Here is a 17,991-nt window from a genome sequence, read left to right as displayed (position 1 = left end):
ATATTCCAAATCAGTTTGCATTCCAAACTAGTTGTTAATATAAAGATATAACAGAATCACTACTGACTGTGAATCTGAAACGCCTTTGTATTCTACAAATGGAGTCTCATGCTCAATATTTGCTTTTGCATATTACGAGACAATGTATAAAATTTGTTTATGCACCAAACTTATTGGCTCAAAAGTATTCATTAATATAAGATATTTCTATTTCTATTGATTGAGGAGATTGCCTGAACTTTAAAATTGCTAGTGATAACCTGTTTAATATTCTTTGCCATTTTCTTCAAATTATTTTTTGTGGCTAAATGTATATATACTACATAAAAACACCATGTAAGTCATAGCTTAAACCTAATGAATCGAGATGCATTGGTAGTGGGAATTAATCAGTATCCTTTCTTAAAAGATACTCCAACAAGCAAAGCGAAACATCTTTTTACCCCTGCCAACGATGCCGAAGCGATCGCGCAACGTTTAGAAGAATATGGTAATTTTCGCGTGCGGCGACTGCCAGAAACGATTCAGGGTGAACAGCGTCGAGTCACATCTGATGGTTTAGTCAAATCTGAGACTTTAGAAGATGCGATCATCCACTTATTCAACCCAGTAGGCGAAAATATTCCAGAAACAGCGCTGTTATATTTTATCGGTCATGGTTTACGCAAAAATCGCGGCGGGGTAACTGAAGGTTTTTTGGCTGCCAGCGATGTTGATCCCCGAAAGAATCAGTGGGGTATTTCCCTACGATGGTTGCGAGAACTGTTGCAAAAAAGTCCCGTCAAGCAGCAAATCGTCTGGCTGGACTGCTGCTACAGTGGAGAACTATTCAATTTTGTAGAAGCAGATTTGGGGACATCGCTTCAAGAACAGACGCGGTTTTTAATTGCTGCATCAAGAGAATTTGAATTTGCACAGGAAGATATTCAGGGAAAGCATGGGGTATTTTCCAAAGCACTTTGGCAAGGACTTGATCCCAGACAACAGCCAGATGGTTTGGTCAACAATGACAAATTAATTGAGTATATTGCTCAAACCCTCAAGGATGTTCCCCAGCAGCCGATTTGGTATAACCCCAACCGGGAAATTATGCTCACCGGTGAACGGGAAGACGTTCTCATCCACATCCCAAATGGAGTTTGTCCCTACAAAGGGTTACGCTTCTTTGATGTTGAAGATGCTGCCTATTTTTATGGGCGCAAAGTATTGACCCAAAAGCTGATTCAGCACGTTCAGGTGGGTAAGGGAAATTTTTTGGCTGTGTTGGGGGTATCGGGGAGTGGTAAATCTTCCTTACTGCGGGCGGGGTTGATTTACCAGTTACAGGAACAGCGCAGATTACCAGGGACAGAGGAATGGAAAATTCGGATTTTTAGCCCAGGAGAGCAACCTCTAGTGAGTTTGGCAACTGCATTTCTGGATGAGTTAGCCACAGATATGCAGCGTGCAGAACAGCTAAAAGTGGCAGACGAGGCGATCGCACAAGGAGAAACAGGGCTAGCACGATTAATTAGAGCATCGCGATCGCCTCGCACCCTACTAATTGTCGATCAGTTTGAAGAGATTTTTACCGTTTGTCAAAGTCCAAGCGATCGACAGCAGTTTATTTCTAGTTTATTGGGTGCGCTCAAACAAACAGGAGATAAACTCTGCATAATATTTGCTATGCGTGATGATTTCTTGGGTAAGTGTGCTGCATATCATGAGCTAGCTAATTTGATTCAAACCAATCTGGTGATGGTAACTCCCATGTCTTTAGAAGAGTTGCAGCAAGCAATCCGAGAACCGGCAGCAAAACTAGGACGGAAGGTAGAAGAAAATTTAATCAATGCTATTCTCAAAGACTTGGGAGTTGAGGTAGGACAACCCACACAAGAAGCTGAACCGGGAATGTTGCCTTTGTTGTCATATACTTTAGAGCAGCTTTGGCAACGACAGAAACTGAATTGGTTGAAGCTAGATAGTTATCACCAATTAGGCGGGGTGCGAAAAACCCTAGAAAATTTGGCAGAACAAACTTACAAGGAACTTTCGACTGAAGAACAACGGGTAACGGACTTGATTTTTATTAATTTGACTCAGTTAGGGGAAGGTACACCAGACACACGCAAGCAAGTTCCGCAGCAAGATTTAGTTTCTTTGGGTAAATCTGCACAATTGGTAGAGCAAGTAATTCAAAAGCTGGCACTAGCGAAGTTAATCGTCACTAGCGAACAACGCAGAGGTGATGAGAAAGTGGCGGTAGTGGATGTGTCCCATGAAGCTTTGATTCGCCATTGGTCAAGGTTGAGGGAATTGCTGGATAATAATCGGGAGGCGATTAGAACTGAGCGCAGAATTAAGGCGACAGCCGAAGAATGGGAAGATAAAGGTAAGTCTGTTGATTACTTGCTTACAGGGTTGAGATTGGCAGAAGCCGAGAAGTTTTTGCAAGAGCAAGTTGATATTGTACGTCTGTCAGGTTTGAGTTGTGAGTTAATAGAGGCTAGTCAGAAAGAGCGCGATCGCATTGCTACTGAACTGGAGCGACTAGAAAAGGAAGAATTAGAACGAGAGCGACTTGCACAACAGCAAGAATTACAAAGAGAAAAACAAGCACGACGCGGTTGGCAATGGCTGGCTTTTGTACTCGGTATTATTGCCACGGCTACAATAGGGTCATTTGTTTACCGTGAAGTGTTGCGGCAAATAGCGATTCGGCATTGGCAAGCTGAAATGATACCTATTCATGGTGGCTACGCTACTATCGGTACAAGTGAGTCAGGTGATGCCTATGCCGATGAAGAAAAACCTGTATGGCATCCTTATATTCTTGGTTTCCAAATTCAAAAGTTTGAAGTTTCTAATCGTTTATATCGTCTTTGCGTACAAGCGGGACATTGTGATCGGCCAGTAAACCCCAGCCGTTTATATAATGACAAATTATTAAACTATCCAGTAGTAGAAGTAACAGTCTTTCATGCATCTGAATTCTGTGATTGGTTAGGAATGCGCTTACCGACAGAGCTAGAGTGGGAAAGAGCAGCACGGGGTGTAGAAGGGAAAAATTTTCCTTGGGGAGACGATCCTCAAGTAATTAAGTTTGCTAATGTTCCATTTTCTGGAAAATCAAACACAGACACTGAAGAAATAAATAGTTATCCACAAGGAAAGAGCCAAGAAGGAGTTTACAATTTGATTGGAAACGTTGAAGAATGGACTTCATCCTATTTTCAAAATTCATATAGAAACTACAATCCACAACTCATTTGGAAAAGTCCACAATCACCATTAAGGACAGACTTATCCTTAACTACCAGAGGAAGAAGTTGGACAACAGAAATAATGCGAGTAACAGAACGTTCTCAAGTACCAGCTACACATCATAAAGATGACACAGGAATACGTTGTGCAAAATCAGTGAATTGATAGTTAAAATTCTCAACAAAGGAGCAAAGTTAAATGTCAGACCTAATTAAAGTAGAATTTACGCCCTTAATTAATCGTTACGAAACTACTGCTATTTTTAAAGATAATCAGGGACAAGAATTCTTAATTAAGATTAGTGGCTACAACAAAGAAACAATAGAAAAAATTATAGAAACATGGTATATTAGTTTTGATACACAGGTTTTATTATCTCAAAAATCCAAAGATAAAAATAAAACTTTACTTCAAAATAATAATTTTGAATTAGATAAACATCAAAATTTAGAAGGAGTAGAAGATAATACTAATGTAAGTTCAAATAATAATGAAATAGACATTGTTTTCCAAAATATAAATAATAAATTCCCCTATAATTTTCAGTTTAAATTAAGCAATGATATTCAACAAAATTTATCTGATGGAGAACAAATAGCGTTTAAAATTAATCCAAGCAATCCAGACATAATTTTTAGAAATCTTGGCATAGTTGTTACAGCAAATATTTTAGTAAGTAAAAATGGAGCTAATTTTACTATGTTAGCAGCCCAATCAAAAAATGCACCAGATAATGCTTGGATACCAGTTGACGGGCCAAAATTTATATCTGTATCTAATGGTCAGCCTGGACGTGGCAGCCTACAATACACGGTAGGAGATAAGAATAAATGGTTTAAAATTAATGTTGAAGGACAGCGTGGAACTAATTATGAAATAGACGGGAGTTGGAAGATTAGGTAAATAAAGTTTTATATTCTATTTGTTAAGTGGATCTATCTTTTTGCCTGTCATTTCAATTTTTTAATTGCGCTGATTCTCCCCCTACTAAATTACTCAAACTGCGGCTGGCGACATCTGCACTCAATCCCCAAAGTATCAATTCTAAATAATTAGAAAAGGGGTCAGCACCAAAGGTCATCCCCTTTTCTACATACAAAGCGCGTATCCCTACTAATGATAATCCTACTAACAACGTTAAAGATAATAGTGGTCGCACAATCCAGAATGTTGTTTCTGCTCGCAACTCATTAGATACTCCCGCGATCGCTATAAAGAGTTGGTGCAACCATGCAAACCTAGCTGATTGAGTTTTCTGCACCTGTGTCGCACGTTCAGCAGCTGTTGTAGCCACAGCCGCTTCATTTGTAGCTGCTATCAAACTAGGATTGGGTTGTTGATTTGCTCCCATCATCACATTACTGAATTTGACAAGACTCTCCTGTATCTGTTGCAGCAATTCTTTAGCTTTATCATCGTTTTCTAATTTAATCCAATTTCGCACTTCACTAATTTTGGCTAATAATCCGTTTTCACCACCCACATCAGGATCTTGTTCCATATCTTTTAACTGCTGTTCGATTTTTCGGAGGCTAGTTAAGCAATTAAGACGCTCTTTAATCTTGGCTAAATCTGCGTTAACTGTTTCTAAATCCATTTGAGTAACAGAACTGCGGACTTTATTAACCATCGGACTGAGAATTTCTTGGTCTTGTTGGTCAACTTGAGCAATTATGTTCTCTACTTCGTAGACTTTCGCCAAAGCATCCGATTGGGGAATCCCCTTCTCTTGCATATATTTGAACAATCTGCCCAGAACAATACCCACCAATAAAACTAAAATTGGTATTACTGGGCCAATACGCATACTTAAATCCACTGGAATCGACAGTCTGCCCTCTCGACCTTCCATTGTCAAGTAAACTGCCCCCGTATATCGGTCGGGAGGAATTTGCGATCGCTTCCAGTTCAAAGGCAGACTAATAATTTTATTAGCAGCTAAAGTTTGGGGACTTAGCGGGGATTCTACCTCAGTTTTAGTAATTTGATAGTCAGTTTGTTTCCCTTGTAAAATTACTTCAGCACTGGTAAGAAGCACAGTTGCTTGATTGGGGTTATCTAAATAAATTAACCGTTGATTTTGGAAAGCGCTGGCGGGGAGTAATAGATGAGCTAAACCACAGTCCCAACTGCATCGGACTAATTGCAACTGAACTTGTTCTGAATCTTTTACAGGTACTAATGCAGGTCTAGCTTTCGCTTTCACTGTTAAAGGAATCACCAAAGCCTCAGACCGCTTTTGACTAGGTAAAAGTATTTCAATCTGTCCTTGATAAGTTCCTGGTAGCTTTACACCATTCAGCTTCACCTGAAAATCTTTTGGTAAACCCGCTTCTAGCTTACGTTCCCCGATTAACTCTATCTGCTGACGACCAATTACCTCATCACCTTCGGTTCGCTTCAAATCTGACGGTAGGAATGTCCAAGCTGTTATATTCCCTCCAGAGGCTGTTAACCGGATGTTGCTAATTAAGGCATTCTCTTCCCCAAGCCAACCTTTAACTTCTAACGGCTTGTCTTTGGCATCAACTTCAATTTTGACATTAGTTTGAGCAACAGCCGGAGCAGGGCAAATGAGCAAAATCAGGAGTGCAGCAGTAATCCAGCGTTTCATGAGAGGTCAAGCAGTTAATTATGGGCGATGCGCCAACGCACGAGCTAAAGCAATCTCATAAGGAGCATACAATGAATACACTAAACCCAAAGGATTGAGATTTTGCTGAAGCATTTCTCGACGCACTGTCAGCATAGCTTGTCCTAAAGGTTCTCCGCGAAATACTCGCTTCAGTAGGGTAATGGCATAGAGTTCTGCAAATAATTCTGGTACAGGGCATTCCGTACCAATTACGCCACTAGCACCAGCAGCACGAAAGTCATCAATTAAGCTGATGTAACTCTCCGGCCCATAATCCCCAGTAGCGCAGCCGTTGAGTAAGACTAAAGGGCGATGCTGCCAATTTACCTCGCAGGCTTCGAGAAAATTACTGGAAATTTTGTCATCGCTCAGTTGCAAGTAAGGCAGCTGTTCAGTTTCATCTATACCGCCGTGACAATAAAAGTACACAATATCTAAATCAGAACTGTAAGTTGCCCAAATATTCTCCAGTTCCATGATTTCTTCAGCTATGAGCATTTTCACGTAACCAAGTTGTTCAATTTTAGGCAGGTGGCTTTTCCAAAACCTAAAATCCCGCCAGACGTTGAAATTGATATACAAAGGTTGATTATTGGCAATTTGCCATACAAGGGTAGGTGTTTGAGAAAGTTCGCCACTTGTCCAAGCTGGTAGTTGCTCGATAGCATAGCGGTAGCCCCAAAAAGCATGGGGGCAAACAACTTTGTAATTATCCTTAAAAGGACAGTCAGTACAGTCGATGTCGTGATTGAGAAATTCTTCGCAGACATGAACTTCTTTACTGGTCATTACCTTACGCTCATACAGTAACGCCCAAGGAATTGTAGACTTTCCCAATCCTAAAATTGGGTTAATCGGGTTGACTTGGATGACACTATCGGGTTTCAAGGCGGCGCGTAATTTTTCGCCACTGTCTTCACCTAACGTTCGACCTTTGTTTTCGGGAAGTAGTGAGCGATATAAATATCGTCCAGCATCGGCTAACTGAGGTAGCCAGGTATTCAGCAGCTTCATATCGCCTTGGGTTTTAAACTGATAACCCTCTTTTGTAGAAGCCATTGAGTGCAATTTTTGCCGCACTCTAGCGATCGCATTTCCTAACCCAGATTGTAAATTTGTACTATAAAATACTAATTCTTGATTGCCCTGTGTCCTGTCCAGAAAGCGTAGGTCAGTGCTGCCATCCCGTGTATCAACTTGTACATCTACAGTTAAGAATCGCTCAGGCAGCAGTGCTAGCTTGTCATGAGTCAGCAAGTCAGTGGTAGTAAAGGTAATGGTAGCAGTTTGAGGTGGGCGCAGTGACTCTGGGATTTCTGCCCCGGCTACGGGGATGACGAGGATTGCAAGTTGCTTTGACTGAAGCAGATATCCGCGATATAACAAGTCCACCTGAATGTAGCCTCGACCTTCAAATAAGTTAGGTTTAACGGTGAACTGTACAATATCTGATGCACCACTGCGGGGTAGGGTTAGCTTTTTGAGAGTTGCATCAATGTTAAAGTCCTTAGAAGCCACTACTAAATCTAGAGGTAGGGATTCCGAGTCATTCCAAACTTGAGCCAAGGCTTGATCTGGAAATGGAGTCGGCTCACTCTCTATTCCTTTTCGTTCTGGGCTGATGTCTACAAGCAATAGATAAGTCTGTCCGTAAATTAAGGGTTCGCTGGGTGGAACAGTTATGTGATGGCGTAGCCCCTCGCAGGCATCGTCAGGGTTAACAAAGTAAGTATTAAAGTAACGATAGTTTTCTACATAGTTGGAGATTTCTTGTATAAAAGGTAACTGCTTAACAGTATGGTCTTGGTTGGAAAGACGCAGGATGGAACTGGTAAGGCTAATTACCGGGTTTGGTTGATTGTTGGGTTCACCTTTGGTTTGACCATCAAAGGTAATAATTTCTTTTGTCTCTCCGAATAGTTCTTTCTCTAAATAAGCTAGGCTTGGTAACAATTCTCTAGGGATTCGACCGTCTAAAGCGTCTAATTTGACTTTTCCTGCTTCAAAAAGCTGATGTAAAGTAGAATTTGCCTGAATTATAGTAATTAATTCTGGTTCAATAAACTCCCAGTAATCAGGATCGAGAGCTAGTTGCTGTCCTACATCTTGCAGAAGTGCTTGTTCATCTTCGCTCAAAGGAATTTCCAGTTTTTTCAGCGCCAGTAACAGAGCTAGTAGAGTTTTGGTAACGGAAGAATTCATTGAAGTAGGTTGCTTGTAATACTTTATACGGTTAAAATTCTTAGCTATGAAAAGAGAAGCACTTATAGTTGGTATCAACCAATATCCTTTTTTAAAGAATACACCGACAAGTAAAGCCAAGCACCTGACTACCCCAGCAACGGATGCAGAAGCGATCGCGCAACTGCTGGAAGCTGATGATAATTTTCAAGTGCAACGACTGCCAAAGCGGGAGATTAATGGCAAAATACAGGTTGATCCAAATGGACAGGTATCTCTTGGGGAATTATCACGAGAAATTAACAAGTTGTTTTGTTCAGACAATAATCGAGACACGGCACTATTATTTTTTGCTGGACATGGATTACAGCAGCTAAATTCTTTGGGTAATAAGAGAAAAATCTCGTTGGCAACAAGTGATACTAAAGGAACAGGGGAAAATAGCATATTGCTCAATGATTTGTGGGAGTTGTTAGAGGAGAGTCCTGTAAAAGAGCAAATTATTTGGTTGGATAGCTGCTATAGCGGAGGATTATTAGAATTTCAAGATAGCGATTTACCAAGACGGATTTCTGGACTTAGGCGCTTCATAATTGCCGCATCTCACAGTTCAGAAGTTGCTTATGCGCGGCTAAATGGTAAACATGGCGTATTGTCAGGGGCACTGATAGAAGGGCTTGATCCTAGTAAAATACCACAGGGTGATTGGATAACTGATCGGACACTGGCAGATTTTGTGGAAAGGGAGTTAAAAATATACTACGAACAGACAAAAATTCCTCAAATTCCACAAATTAGGAGATCCGATCACTCAATCAAACTAATTCTCGGTCAAGGAGAAAAACACCAGGAATTAGAACATAGTGAAAATACCCTTTTACATTCTTCTGGACTGTCATCTTTTGTATCGTGGGAAGATTTTTTTCGTGAATGGCTAAATACCAAAAAGCCATTTAATCACGCTTGGCGACTTGTTGGTAGAACAGATTATCTGCAAAATCTTAACGATTTTGTGCAATCAGAGGAACAAAAAATCGTCATCTTACCTGGACGTGGGGGAATTGGCAAAACCAAATTACTCCTTGCTTTTGCAGAACAATTTAATAATTCCAATTTGACCCTATGGTTTGTAGAAGAAGGAGTCCCTATCACAGCACAAAATGTAGTTAATTTACCTAAAAATAATTGTGTGGTAGTGTTAGATGATGCACACCGTCGTGAAGAAGATGTAGCAGTTTTACTTACGTTTTTCCGGCAAAACCACACGAATAAATTAATAGTTTCATGCCGACCTTATGGTGTGGAATACCTGCAAGCAATTTTCAGACAAGCTGGTATCGATTCCCGTCAAATTAAACGATTGGATGAACTCAAAGAATTAAGTCGTGATGATGTGAAAGCTCTAGCAAATCAGGCACTAGGTGAGAATTATGCAGATTTAGTGGATAAATTAGCTACAGTCACAAAAGATTGCCCATTAGTAACTGTAGTTGGTGGGCGATTACTAGCAGAAAAAGCAATACTTCCGTCTTTACTTGAACGAGATGAAGACTTTCAATATAACGTAATAACGAGATTTAGAGATGCTATTCTTGGGCAGATTGGTCAGAAACTTGAACCCGAGTTTTGTAAGGAATTATTAAAGCTAATTGCTGCCGTCGCACCAATGCGATTAAGTAATGAACAGTTTAAACAAGTAGCAGCAGAATTTCTTCAGGTTAGCACGTCTAAATTAGTAAGTAGTGTTGGGATACTTGAACAATCAGGAATTTTACTTCGCCGTGGCGGTATTCTAAGAATTACTCCTGATGTACTTGCTGACCATATTCTATATGAAGCCTGCTTAACTGCTCAAGGAGAATCAACAGGTTATATACAAGAATTATTCAATAAATTTAAATCGGTTTGCCTGGCAGAATTACTTAAAAATTTTGCTGAACTTGATTGGCGTATTCGCTATAAAAGCAGAAAAGAGACAGATTTATTAGCAAATATTTGGCATAATATTTGGGAAGATTTCCGTTCATCATCAAATTATGATAGGTGCAAATGGTTAAATGTTATTAAGACAGTAGCTTACTATCAACCAAGACAAGCATTGGAGATAGTTGAATTTGCCATACGTAACCCTACCACAATATCAGAAGATGAAAGTATAGCAAGAATTTACTGCTATACACATAATAATGTGCTAGTTCAGCTACCTGAAATACTTAAAACTATTAGCTACACTTTAACTTATCTGCCTTCCTGTTGTGAATTGTTATGGGAACTAAGAAAATCTGGTGGAATAGGCGTTTTACAAAAAATTGCTAGCTATGATATCAAAAAGTCAGTAAAATTTAACCAGATTATTCTAGTAGCAGTTACTAACTGGCTGCGTTTATCAAACCAAGCAGATGATATATGTTTTCTACTTGATATACTCGACCAATTTTTAGTCAAAAGTTCTCATTCTGAAGAATTTGAGAGTTTTACACTCACTTTTACTCCTTTTGCTGTAAGCTTTCAAAATACTCAACAAATTCGGGAACAGGCTCTTCAGTTGATTATAAACTGTACTAAAGCAACTGAACTGAATGTAGTTATCCGAGCAGTAAAGAGTTTAGAAAATGCGCTCCGAAAACCTGTTGCTTCTTTCGGTAGAGAAATTACTCTTGAAGAAGAACAACAGTGGATACCTGAACAATTAAAGATATTAGATAATTTTAGTTCTTTAATACAGGAAAATATTAATCCACTAGTTAATTTAAGTATTATTAATGCACTTTTATGGCATACCAGCTATAACTCCTTCACAAAAGTCAAGCGAAAAGCCAAGAAAGTCCTCAAATCAATTCCCAAGTCTTTTGAATTAAAACTTACTGCTGCTTTGAGACATAGTTATGACTGGGATTGGTTATGTGAACAGGAAAAGCACTCAAGTATTAATTCTGATATTCTGAATAAGCGTGCAGAAGGAATTTGTCTACACATAGCTAAAGAGCTATTACAGAGATATCCAGATGCAACAGAGGGGATGGAGAATATCAGTGCAAAGTTAGAAGATTTAGTAGGCACTGGCGTATCTCCTTTTCCTTATACATTTTTAGGTAAATTATCTCAACTTAATCCTAGTTATACTGAGAAAATATGTGAGAAATTAATTGCTAATCCAGATTCTCCTCTAACGATATATTTATACTCATTGCTATTCGGAGTCATCAATACAAATTATAGTCAGGCTATTGCTATTGTCCAACGTGGTGTAGACACTGACCATCCTACCCTTTGCCAAGCAATTGCGGGTGGATATTTTAATATTGACATTACTAACAAGCTTCTAAATCACAGCAATCTCACAGTTAAACAGCTAACTATAGGTTCTTTGCCTACTATTTATAGTGTTGAACCGAGGCTAGCCATAGAAACAGCACTTCAAGCAGATATAGATAACAGCACAGAACTAGCTAGCAGATTGTGTCAAGTGTTTGATAAATATGCCATTTCTCCAGATGTTTTGAAAGATGAAGAATTAATAATTTTACTAAATAAGCTCGAACCTGTTCAAAACATAGAAGAATATCATATCAGTGAATTCCTAGCTTATGCTTCAACAAGAACTCCACGCTCTTTAATTAACTTACTCTTAAGAAGAATTAAGCGGTTTGAAGAAGCGGGAGAACAAAATTACCAGCCGCTTCCCTATATAGCATTTCATCACGGACTTGATGGTTTAGCTAATAGCAATGAATACGAGGATATTTTGCGCGATATTAGACAAGAAGCACTAATAGGAACATACTACACTTATTTTTGGATACCTAAATTATTTGAAGAAGCTTCATTAGGATTTAATTCTATTAGCTTAAAAGTGCTTGAAGAATGGATTAACTCTAAAGATATAACCAAAATTAAAACAGTTAGTTTGCTCTTGAGTGATGCATACCAAGGATTTGTTTTTCAGCATATAGAGTTTGTCAGAAAATTAATAGAACAAGCCTATACTCTTGGCGATGAATGTTATCGAACAGTAAAAGGTAACTTATTAAAAACTGCAATTTCTGGTGATCGTTCTCGTGCTATTGGGCTTCCAGCGCCAGCAGATATTACGTTAGAAGAAAAAGCCTCCACTGTAGCAGCACAATTTATTTTTGGTTCAGCAACATACAAATTTTATAATTACCTATCTAAGTATGCTAGAACTAATATACAGGATGATCTGGCTTATGATGAAGAGTTTGATTAATCAAATTACAGAAATAAAATACTTAGTTAATTCAGTCCAGCAGCAGATATTCAAGTCTATTTCAGTAGCGATCGCACAGTAAGTTTCAGAAAACAACACTGCTTCACTTTAGTTATAATCTACACATTCAGCCCAAATACTTATTTTCACATTGTCCACATGAGCCGAGATGCTTTGGTAGTAGGTATCAACAAGTATCCTTTCCTCAAAGATTCAGCAACAGGTAACTACAAGCATCTTACAACCCCTGCAACTGATGCGGAAGCGATCGCTCAACTTTTAGAAACCCACGGGAATTTTCGAGTCAAGCGCTTTCCAGCCAGCAATATAGATGGGAAATTGCAGGTTGAACCAGATAAACTAGTTAAGACAGAAGAATTAGAAGCAGCAATCCTCGATTTATTTCTCCCAGAAAGTGGGAAGCCTCCAGAGACGGCGTTGTTATTTTTCGCTGGACATGGGCTGCGAAAGCAATTAAGACAAAGTTTAACGCAAGGTTTTTTAGCAACTAGTGATGCTAGCCCTAGCAAAAACTTATGGGGTTTATCGCTGCGAGAGTTGTGGGATATTTTGCAGCAAAGTCAAGTACAACAGCAGGTTATTTGGTTAGATTGCTGTTTTAGTGGGGAATTACTCAACTTCAAAGATACCGAACTGGGAAGACATAGTTCGGGGTGCGATCGCTTTTTGATTGCTGCATCCCGTGACTATGAAGTTGCCTATCAGCAGTTAGATGGTAAACATGGGGTGCTTACAGGTGCTATTTTAGCAGGACTTAACCCAGATCAAGTTTCAGAAGATGAGTGGATCACAAACCGGACGCTAGCAGTTTCAGTTGAGCAGAACCTACAAAGATATTACGATTTAGTTAAAATTCCCCAATCCTCACTAATTAGCAACCACGGAGAAGTTATTAAGCTGATTCAAGGAAGAGCTAAACATCTTTTACAAAATCAGCCTAGTATGAAAAACTCTCAAAATCTTAAATTAGAATCTAACACTATCAATGAGTTAGTAAATTTGCTGCAACCTTTTTTGGAAAATGAGAGAGACCGCCATTCATTTTTAGTTTTAGCTTTGGGTACTGATGCACCTGTCTTACAACATATTGATTGGAGTGGTTCTGTAGCAACTTTTGCACCCCTTATGCTGGATCAGTTAGTAAATATTGGTGGAGAACAAGCTTTTTATGCGGTTTTAGAACATGCGAAATCACAGGTAGGGACAGAGGTAAAAGAACGTATCAATAAAGTTATTGACCAATTTAATTTATCTACTTTTAAAGAAATTAAGATTGCTCTCTCTGACTGTTCATCTGATCTTCAAAAGTTGCAGCAAGAATCAGATTACGTACTAGAAAATATACTAATAAATATTGGTGGTTTCAATCTCCCCCGAACTGATTTAATTGCTAACGCTCAAAAATTAATTTCAGAAGCATCGTTAATCGAAATAGTTGGCTCATCTGGAGTTGGTAAGTCAGCTTTATTGAAAACTCTTGTTGAGTATCAACGAAAAAAAGGTCAGGTCTTAGTCCTTTCAGGAGATCGTATTACTGGGACAAGTTGGAGTAATTATGCTGGCTCATTACAAATTCAACAGCCGTTAAATAAACTACTTTTAGCATTAAGCAGAAATACCCAACCAACTATTTTCATTGATGGAATTGATCGCATTGGTGAGACAGGTAAACAAGCTGTTGTAAAAGATTTGTTTTATAGGTTAGCGGAAGTTCCACTCAGTGAAGAGGGTTCTCGGCATTGGACAGTTATATTCACGGCACAGGAAGAAAATCTTCGGGAAGTTTACAAATGGCTTAACTGGCAAGCACTAGGAGAGCCGACAAGGTTGCAAGTACCAGAGTTAACCCAAGCAGAACTCCAAAGTGTCGTTGAACATATTCCTCGACTCAAACCACTACTATCTCTTAGTCAGCTTTCGCCTATTCTTAAGAATCCATTGATGTTGAGGCTTCTGGAAGACCCACGTATGCTTCCAAATCCAGAAGACTTACCACCTATTGCTACGGAAATTGAAGTAAGTAATGTGTGGTGGTCAAGAGTTGTCATTGGCCAAAATCTTATTGTTGGTGAAGGTAGAGAGCAAATACTTATAAGTCTAGGTGAAAAGGCTGTTAAATCTCCCGGAACTCGACTCCGCATTGAAAATGCTTATCCAGAAGCAGTTGTTTCTCTAAAACAAGATCGGATTCTTATTCAAGATCCTGATCGGCGATTGTTTCGCTTTGGTCATGACTTGCTTGAGGACTGGGTTATGCTTCGTGTACTAAATGAATATCGAGACAAACTGCCTGCTTACCTCAAGGAGTTGGGTGAACCTTTCGGTTTATTAAGATCTGTTCAGTTAGTGGGAGTCTCTCTCCTGGAAAATCATGCCACATCTGAATCTTGGATAAACTTGATTGAACAAATTGAACAAGCTTCGGAACTTTCTCCTAGATGGCGGCAAGCATTACTGACTGCACCTCTAGTATCTCCACGTTCCAGCGAATTGCTTGATAAAGCTGAACCGCTACTTATAGCTGATAATGCACGACGGCTTATTGAGTTACTGGTTGCGGTACGTACATTGGAAGTAATGCCGAACTTTTCACTAATGTTTTTATTTACAGAAGCAGAGCTAAAGTCAAGCGATCGCGTGATGCCGATTTTAATGAGCGACCCCATCCCAAGATGGTCAGTTTGGCAACCTTTCATGGGTTGGCTGCTAAAACGGATCAATGATTTACCTACTAACCTTCGTCCAGAAGTTGTCAAGCTAATGGAGATTTGGCAAGTCAAGTCACCAACAGGCTCAATTTATCGAAAGGAAATTGGTGAAATAGCGAGCGCATGGCTTAAGGAACAAGAAGCAAGCAGAGGTTGGTAATGTCGAAATATCACGAATATGAAACCAGTTTACATAGAATAATCCTGTACTCAGCAGATGTTCTGCCAGAGCAAGTGGAAACTTATCTCAGCGAACTTGCTAAGTCTGAGAATGACGAAACAAAAGAAGAGGTAATTTCTAAAATTCAAGACTTTAAGCCTCTTGTCGATTCAATTCCCAGAGGATTTGTTGATTTTGTAATCAGTGTGTTAATCCAAAAGCCAGTTAAACCGAAAAATCACCCTCATATTCCTAGAAGAATAACTAGCTCACTAGAAGATAGAAACTTTGGTATAAACGATATCTTGAATTTCATCCCGCCTGCACCTGTTCAAGGACCATTCTTCTCTCTCTTACTTAATAATGAGGATGAAGGACTGCGGCTAGTCCATGTTCTCACCAATGCGGCATCAGAAAAATGGCATGAGTATAAACAGCGAGAAGAATTTGACCGATCTAAATTGACTCCTTTACCAGTCACTATTAACTTACCCTCTGGTTACCGTGAATTTTGGGGTGATACTCAAGTTTATTGCTGGTTTCGAGGAACAACTGTTGGTCCATATCCAGTGATTTCTGCCTTGATGGCATTAGAAGAGTGGATGGAGAGACAGATTGAAGCAGGTAGAGATGTTGAAACTCTTTTTGAGAAGGTGTTGTGTGGGAGCAATTCTGTTGCTGTACTAGGTATTTGCTTAAGTATGGCACTTGCTTATCCTGAAAAGTGCTTAAAAGTAGCGTTGCCAATTGCAAGCTGTCCCGACATTTGGGAAATGGACATAAGTCGTCTAGCTTATGACAGCACCAATTCATGGGATGGCTTTAAGGAATGGGAATGGAATGAGAGCAAGAAATTATATTATGAGGTTCTGGAAAGGCGAAATAAAAGACCGCAGCGATCACGGGAGATTAGAGGTTTAGCAATGTACTATGTTTTGTCGAGTGATGACTTTTTAAGAGTTACATTCGAGCAAGCTGTTGAGCAATTTACAGAAAACCTACCCTTTCGTTATCAACAAGAAAAAACAGACCCAAACGCTGTGGCTGCTCTTAGAGACAAGATGGAAAACTATCAAGTATTTGGGAGGAGAGAAAATTATCGGCAACAGCAAGTAGGTGAATATTGGCACATCTGGGTTGAGCGACCCGAAGAAATTAGAAAACGCAATGAGAAGCTTCTTAAAGCTAACGTTGAATTGGAACGTTGGCTTGGTGTGTACCTATGGGCAGAAGAGACTATAAAAAATGGTAAAGCACATGAGAGAATGACTTTAAAAGAGGCTGTTAGCGCAGCTAAGGAATTACAAACATCTGAAGACTTTGCAGAAATGGAGCAAGAAGATATTCATGCTTCTGTTACTCGTTTGAAAGCAATAGTTGGTGTTGCCGCAGCTATTCTCATTGCAGATTTTGAGTGGTCAAGAACACAGAATCATTTGGAATGGAGCCGTGCTATTTTACTTGCGGCTGCTCGTATGCCTAAAGCATCCATGTATGCTATGTCACCATCTAGCGTGAAAGTTTATGCTGGGCGAGGTTTAGCTTTATTGGCTACTCATGGTGTAGCAGATACTGAAGTACGGCAGCAGATTCTCCAGTTAATAAGTGAGTCACTAAGGCGTATTTCCGATGCTGGAGAAGTGGTAAAAGCAGTATTTGGCGGTCTACAAAATGCCTGGAATGTTGACCCAGTATTGTGCTGGAACGCTTTGAGCCTTTGTCTCTCGCTATCTGTAATTCCTGGCCAACTTTACTATGGAACTCGTGTTGGGCAATTTGAAACCGGCTTTGAGGAGCTAAAGACTTGGGAAGACAATGTAATTCAGAATCACTTTGATTATTTAGCAAAAGATGAAATACCTGAGTTTCCTAGAATTCCCACAGCAAAAAATATTGTTTTTGTTCACGATAAAACTAAATATGGACTTTATGCTTTGCCACTTACAGAACTGTGTCGAGACTCCAATACAAAAGACAAATTAATTCAGCTTTGTGACGATTTAATAGCTCGAACAATTGTAGACAACTTGCCAGTGGAAGATAAAGGTTATTCCCAGTCTCATAAGCCCTATATGTGGAATCCTTTTATTTTTAATTGGGCAGCATGTTTAGCACAATCGCTAAGTGTTGAGGAAACTCGTCAGCACATTTTGATACCATTGCGAGACAATTGGTCTCAGATTCCAGAACTGACAGCCGATCTTCTGGATGGATATATCAGTCATCAAATCGCTTACGTTGAGGGGCCAACCGCACAAGCTTTAGAAACTTGGAAAGAAATTTGCAACTGGGTATTGGATAGTCCAGAAATTACTAGAGAAACCAGTTATGACTACCTTGATCGGGATACTGGGGAAGTTTTACAACTGATCATCTTTACCCAGCATGGTAGTTCTCGTATTAAGGATGATTGGCAGCACGCCCACCTTTTTATTGATATTTTTGACAAGTGGGTTAGCGTAGCTGGTCATAATCCTTACGCTTATAGCCATCTTCTTACAATGCTCAATGGTATTGGCAGGCAGTTTGCACCAGAACCAACACTCGAATGGTTAAATCTATGCTCGAATATAGCGGTTCATGAACTTTGGAGTGAACAGCGTGGGAATGGAAGACGGACAGCCGAATTATTAAACCGTATTTGGAATGGCTTTGAGCAACAGATTCGTAATGATAAGGCAATCCTAGAACGGTATTCTAATCTGGTGTATCAATTGTTGGAAGCTGGTATTCCCCTTGCAAGTATACTTCGACAGAAGTTAGAAGGGCGAGGAAGTTCAGCTTGAACTCCCCATAGGTAAGATTCAACCCCAAG

Annotated in this window: 7 protein-coding genes; 5 read left to right on the top strand and 2 right to left on the bottom strand. The window is 39.6% G+C overall.

Annotated elements, in window-relative coordinates; all coding sequences use genetic code 11:
* Positions 1 to 357: 357 nt before the first annotated feature.
* Both RMZ43_RS18880 and RMZ43_RS18875 read left to right on the top strand, forming a co-directional pair.
* A complete protein-coding gene (locus RMZ43_RS18880) occupies positions 358 to 3,408 on the top strand; it encodes an SUMF1/EgtB/PvdO family nonheme iron enzyme (RefSeq protein WP_322655945.1) in 3,051 nt (1,016 codons plus the stop codon).
* A gap of 33 nt (positions 3,409 to 3,441) precedes the next feature.
* The gene (locus RMZ43_RS18875) at positions 3,442 to 4,146 is read left to right on the top strand and encodes a hypothetical protein (RefSeq protein WP_322655946.1); all 705 of its coding nucleotides are present in this window, start codon (positions 3,442 to 3,444) and stop codon (positions 4,144 to 4,146) included.
* Between the two features lie 52 nt (positions 4,147 to 4,198).
* On the opposite strand, the gene RMZ43_RS18870 is transcribed toward RMZ43_RS18875, so the two are convergent.
* The gene (locus RMZ43_RS18870; RefSeq protein WP_322655947.1) at positions 4,199 to 5,857 is read right to left on the bottom strand and encodes a hypothetical protein; all 1,659 of its coding nucleotides are present in this window, start codon (positions 5,855 to 5,857) and stop codon (positions 4,199 to 4,201) included.
* An 18-nt stretch (positions 5,858 to 5,875) separates the two neighbouring features.
* The gene (locus RMZ43_RS18865; protein ID WP_322655948.1) at positions 5,876 to 8,080 is read right to left on the bottom strand and encodes a CHAT domain-containing protein; all 2,205 of its coding nucleotides are present in this window, start codon (positions 8,078 to 8,080) and stop codon (positions 5,876 to 5,878) included.
* Positions 8,081 to 8,126: 46 nt separating this feature from the next.
* Between RMZ43_RS18865 and RMZ43_RS18860 the strand changes: the two genes are divergently transcribed.
* The 3 genes from RMZ43_RS18860 (at position 8,127) to RMZ43_RS18850 (ending at position 17,962) form a co-directional block, all read left to right on the top strand.
* On the top strand, positions 8,127 to 12,287 hold the full coding sequence (locus RMZ43_RS18860; RefSeq protein WP_322655949.1) for a caspase family protein: 4,161 nt from the start codon (positions 8,127 to 8,129) through the stop codon (positions 12,285 to 12,287).
* Positions 12,288 to 12,446: 159 nt separating this feature from the next.
* A complete protein-coding gene (locus tag RMZ43_RS18855) occupies positions 12,447 to 15,176 on the top strand; it encodes a caspase family protein (protein ID WP_322655950.1) in 2,730 nt (909 codons plus the stop codon).
* Complete coding sequence (locus RMZ43_RS18850; RefSeq protein WP_322655951.1) at positions 15,176 to 17,962, top strand: hypothetical protein; 2,787 nt, start codon at positions 15,176 to 15,178, stop codon at positions 17,960 to 17,962. Before RMZ43_RS18855 ends, RMZ43_RS18850 begins: the two co-directional genes overlap by 1 nt.
* The last annotated feature ends 29 nt before the right edge of the window (positions 17,963 to 17,991 follow it).

Source organism: Nostoc sp. CmiVER01, from assembly GCF_034531135.2.
Lineage (GTDB): Bacteria > Cyanobacteriota > Cyanobacteriia > Cyanobacteriales > Nostocaceae > Nostoc.
Note: the sequence above shows the minus strand (reverse complement) of the source record. Positions and strands in the feature narration are given on the sequence as shown.